The organism is Nocardioides sp., assembly GCF_035429765.1.
In the GTDB taxonomy this organism is placed as follows: domain Bacteria; phylum Actinomycetota; class Actinomycetes; order Propionibacteriales; family Nocardioidaceae; genus Nocardioides.
In genome coordinates, this window is record NZ_DAOMFK010000244.1 from 1 (window position 1) to 4,078 (window position 4,078).

The 4,078-nt window shown below is 75.2% G+C and carries 5 protein-coding genes; 3 read left to right on the forward strand and 2 right to left on the reverse strand.

The window, feature by feature from the left end:
* The coding region (locus PLP61_RS15425) for a hypothetical protein (RefSeq protein WP_324503643.1) at positions 1-1,127 on the forward strand (1,127 nt) is incomplete at its 5' end.
* A 70-nt stretch (positions 1,128-1,197) separates the two neighbouring features.
* On the opposite strand, the gene mshD is transcribed toward PLP61_RS15425, so the two are convergent.
* Together mshD and PLP61_RS15435 are read right to left on the reverse strand one after the other, a co-directional pair.
* The gene (gene mshD / locus PLP61_RS15430; protein ID WP_324503644.1) at positions 1,198-2,001 is read right to left on the reverse strand and encodes a mycothiol synthase; all 804 of its coding nucleotides are present in this window, start codon (positions 1,999-2,001) and stop codon (positions 1,198-1,200) included.
* A gap of 65 nt (positions 2,002-2,066) precedes the next feature.
* A complete protein-coding gene (locus tag PLP61_RS15435; protein WP_324503645.1) occupies positions 2,067-2,783 on the reverse strand; it encodes a winged helix-turn-helix transcriptional regulator in 717 nt (238 codons plus the stop codon).
* A 47-nt stretch (positions 2,784-2,830) separates the two neighbouring features.
* Between PLP61_RS15435 and PLP61_RS15440 the strand changes: the two genes are divergently transcribed.
* Positions 2,831-3,148, forward strand: coding sequence for a MoaD/ThiS family protein (locus tag PLP61_RS15440; protein WP_324503646.1), 318 nt, complete (start codon positions 2,831-2,833; stop codon positions 3,146-3,148).
* Positions 3,149-3,207: 59 nt separating this feature from the next.
* Positions 3,208-3,651 (forward strand): TlpA family protein disulfide reductase, encoded by a 444-nt coding sequence (locus tag PLP61_RS15445; RefSeq protein WP_324503647.1) that lies wholly within the window; start codon positions 3,208-3,210, stop codon positions 3,649-3,651.
* The last annotated feature ends 427 nt before the right edge of the window (positions 3,652-4,078 follow it).

A 4,078-nucleotide genomic window follows, 5' to 3' on the forward strand; every position in this document is an offset into this window, starting at 1 on the left:
GGGATTGGTCGCCGGGCTGGTCGCCGGCGTGGTCGGGGGACCGGTCGCCGGGGGAGGAGGGTGACCGGTGGAGCCTGCCCGAGGACGTACGCCGCGACCTGGCGCGGCTGCGCCCGCCCCCGCGCGTGCGGCCCGGCGCGTTCGTCGTACCCGTGCCGATCGACCCGCAGGGGGTGGCCGGGCCCACTGCGGACCAGGCCCGCGGCCCCCGGGGGCGGCGTACGTCGAGGAACAGGTACGTCCCCGCCGACGCCGTGGTCGACCAGCCGGTGCAGCGCATCGTGGAGCTGGTGCCGCGGCTGCCCGGCGGTGCCGGCGTGACCGGCTGGGCGAGCCTGCACCTGGCCGGTGCCCGGTGGTTCGGCGGCACCGAGTCCGACGGTGCGGAGCTCCCGGTCGCCCTCGCGCTGGGGCCGATGGGCAAGCGGCGGCCGATCGAGGGCGTGCGGCCCTGGCGCGAGGTGGTGCTCCCCGCGGACCTCGTCGTGCGCCAGGGCGTGCCGTGCACGTCGGCCGAGCGGGCGGTCTTCGACGAGATGCGGCGCACGACGTCGGTCCGGCTGGCCGTCCAGGCGCTGGAGATGGCGATGTACGCCGAGCTCACCTCGCTGAGCCGCTTCCGCGCCTACCTCCTCACCCGCAACCGGCGTACCGGGGTGCAGCAGGCCCGCGACGCGACCGGGCTGGCGGTCGAGGGGCCCGAGTCGCCGCAGGAGACGCTGATGCACCTGGTCTGGGAGTGCGACGCGGGCCTGCCGCGGCCGCTGTGCAACGTCGACGTCTACAGCGTCAACGGCGAGTTCCTCGGCCGCCCCGACCTGCTCGACCCGGTCGCCGGGGTCGTCGGCGAGTACGACGGGGGGCACCACCGGCTGGCCAGCGTCCGGAGAGCGGACGTGTCGCGCGAGGAGCGGTTCCGGGCGCACGGGCTGGAGTACTTCACCGTCGTGGAGGGGGACCTGCCCCGCCGCCAGCTGGTGGTGGACCGGATGCTGCGGACCCGGGAGCGGGCCCTGCGCTCCCGGGAGCCGAGGCTCTGGACGCTCACCCCGCCGCCCGGCGTACGTCCCCGACTGTCGCTGGACCGGCGCCTCGAGCTGCGAGAGATCCTCGCCGCCCCCCGCTGACACCGATCCTGGGTTAGTACGGTCCCAACGCGGGGTCCCAGGGTGCTCCGGACCCCGCGTTGGGACCGTACTAACCGGAGTAGCGGACGTGGGTGTCGGCAGGGGAGTGGGTGAAGCCGAGCCGGGAGTAGAGCGCGATCGCCGGCGCGTTGTCGGACTCGACGTAGAGCTCGACCTCGGAGACGCCGGGGGGCGGGTCCAGGAGGTGGTGGAGGCCGGCCAGGGTGAGCACGGTGCCCAGGCCGCGGCCCTGCGCCGCGGGGGCCAGGCCGAGGACGTACACCTCGCCCACCGTCGCGCTGACCCGCTTGGTCCAGTGGAAGCCCAGCAGCGTGCCGTCCTCGGCGACCGCCAGCAGCAGCCCGGCCGGGTCGAACCACGGCTCGGCCATCCGCGCGGCCAGGTCCGCGGCGTCCATCGCGCCCTGCTCGGGATGGTGGGCGAAGGCGGCGGCGTTCACGGCGAGCAGGGCTCCCTCGTCTCCCGGCCTGAAGGTGCGCAGGGCCACACCGGCCGGTACGACGACCGGCGGCAGCGGCAGCGTCGAGGGCCGCCGCATCACCCACAGCTCGCGTGCCCTGGTGAACCCGAAGCGAGCGGCCAGCGCGGCCGCGCCGGGGTGGTCGTTGTGCGACCACGCCGACCGGACCAGCCCCGAGGCGACCGCCTCACGGGCGAGCGCCGTCCCCAGCCCGGCGCGGCGCGCGGTGGGCTCGACGGCCAGCGCCAGCACCCCGTCGACCACCAGCGCGAAGCCGTCGTCCCCCTGGAGCCACAGGCGGGTCGTCGTCGACAGCCCGGCGTGCTTGAGGGCCAGCTCGGCCGCCTCGTCCAGTGGGTCCGGCTCGCCCGCCGCCAGGCAGGCGGCGCGCACCACCGAGACCGACGTCGCCGGCCCGCCGCCGCCCCAGACGTACGCCGCCGGCTCGACCTCGCCGGTCAGGCGTCCTGCTCCTCGGGTGAGAGGGCAGCCGGCGTGCTGGTCAGCACGAACCGGTAGCCCACGTTGCGCACGGTCCCGATCAGCGTCTCGTTCTCGGGGCCGAGCTTGGCGCGCAGGCGGCGTACGTGCACGTCCACGGTGCGGGTGCCGCCGAAGTAGTCGTAGCCCCACACCTCCGAGAGCAGCTGCTGGCGCGAGAACACCCGGCCCGGGTGCTGCGCGAGGTACTTCAGCAGCTCGAACTCCTTGAACGTCAGGTCCAGGGTGCGGCCGCCGACGCGGGCGGTGTACGTCGCCTCGTCGACGGTCACCTCGCCACTGCGGATCACGCCAGCCTCGGGGTCGGCGGCCTCGCGCTGCGCGGCGAACCGGCCGATCGCCAGCCGGATCCGGGCCTCGAGCTCGGCCGGGCCGCAGGTGTCCAGCACCACGTCGTCCATCATCCAGTCCTGCGCCACGACGGCGAGCCCGCCCTCGGTGACGACCAGCAGGACGGGGATGTCGGTCCCGGTGGTGTGGATCAGCCGGCACAGGTCCCGGGTGTGGGCCAGGTCGCGCCGGCCGTCGACGAGCAGCAGGTCGGCGGAGGGGGCCTCGAGCAGTGCGCTGCCCTCGGCGGGCAGGATCCGCACCGTGTGCGGCAGGAGGGTGAGCGCGGGGAGCACCTCGGCGCTCGGCTGGAGCGCGCTGGTGAGCAGGAGCACGGTGCTCATACCGTGGTCACCTCCGGGCTTCGACTGATAGGGAAGGATAACCCGCCATGAGCAGCGGCACCGGCGTCACCGGCGCGACTGAGACCCAGGCGACACCCGCCGGGTCGGTCACCGTCCGCTACTGGGCGGGCGCCCGCGCGGCCGCCGGCGTTGCCTCCGACGTGCTCCCGGTGCCGGGCCCGCTGCCGCTGGCCGAGGTGGTGGCACGGGCCGTGGCCCTGCACCCGGGGACCCGCCTGCCCGACGTCCTCGCGGTCTGCTCGGTGCTGGTGGGCGACCGGCCGGTGTCCACCGCGGACCCCGCCGCGATCCTGGTGCACCCGGGGGAGCACGTGGAGTTCCTCCCGCCCTTCGCCGGCGGCTGACCCGGAGCCTCCGGGGTGGCCGGTGGAATGCCCGGCGGCCTCGGGCGGTTGCCCCCCACATGAGCGCAGGACAGTGGGTGCTGGTGGCCAGCGTGGCGCTGGCGCTGGGCTTCGGCCTCTACCGGGCCTGGGCCGACGGCCGCTTCAGCGGCACCCACCGGGTCCGCGGGGCGGCCGAGGAGACACCGGCGCCGGTGAGCGTGCTGGCCGACGCCGACCTCGAGCACGAGCTGGGCGAGCGGGCCACGCTGCTGCAGTTCTCCTCGGCGTTCTGCGCACCCTGCCGCGCCACCCGCCGGATCCTGGCCGACGTCGCCGCGACCGTCCCGGGCGTGGTGCACGTCGAGGTCGACGCCGAGCACCACCTCGAGCTGGTCCGCCGGCTCGGCATCCTGCGCACCCCGACCACGCTCGTCCTCGACCCGCACGGGCGTGAGGTCACCCGGGCCGCCGGCGCGCCCCGCAAGGAGCAGGTGCTCCACGCGCTGGCGGAGATGGTGTGATGTCCACATTCTGGATGGTGGGTCCACCATGCGAGACGCACGGTTCCGTCAGCCGTGGACGAGCCTCTACGGTTCCTGCCATGTCCTCGACCATGCTGACCAAGCGCCGCGCGGTGGACCACTGCCGCGTCCGCTCGTCGCTGTGTCGAATGTCCTGACGGGACGTCCTCCCGCACCTTCGGGGCCGCCACGCGTCTGCGCGTGACCCGCGTGACCGGCGCGGCCCCTGCGCCCAGGACGTCCCTGCCGCGCCCTCCCCAGGGCGATCCCGACCAGGACATCCAGGAGATCCCGTGAACGACCAGATCGACCCCCGTGCGCCGCAGCTCACGGCCGCGGTGACGGCGGCCCTGCTGGCCGTCGTACTTCTTCTCGCCCCCGGCCCGCTCGCCGTCGCGCTGCTCGCCCTCCAGGCGGTGCTGTTCGC